At 58.8% G+C, this 274-nt stretch carries 1 pseudogene; it reads right to left on the reverse strand.

What is annotated here, in order from left to right:
* Nucleotides 1-274, reverse strand: a pseudogene (locus SAZ04_RS22020) (UbiD family decarboxylase); the annotation flags it as partial.

Raw genomic sequence — 274 nt, forward strand, 5'->3', positions numbered from 1 at the left:
TGGCCGCGGATCCCCGGAATATTGGTGATGCTGACATCGCCCTGCATGCGGGTGGTCATCGCCCACAGGATGTCGTCGCTGTCGAAAATATCCACGTCTTCGTCGACAAGAATGATGTTCTTCAGCTCCGAATAGGTGGCTAAGGCAATCAGCGCCGCCTGGCCCTGGCGTCCTTCGTCTGACGGCTGGCGCTTTTTCACCTGCAGGATCCCGAGGAATTTACCGCCGCCCGCGGTATGCGCATAGACGTTTTGCAGGAAGCCCGGAATCGCCT

Source organism: Halalkalibacter lacteus, from assembly GCF_036663595.1.
GTDB classification, from domain to species: Bacteria; Bacillota; Bacilli; order Bacillales; family Bacillaceae_D; genus Halalkalibacter; species Halalkalibacter lacteus.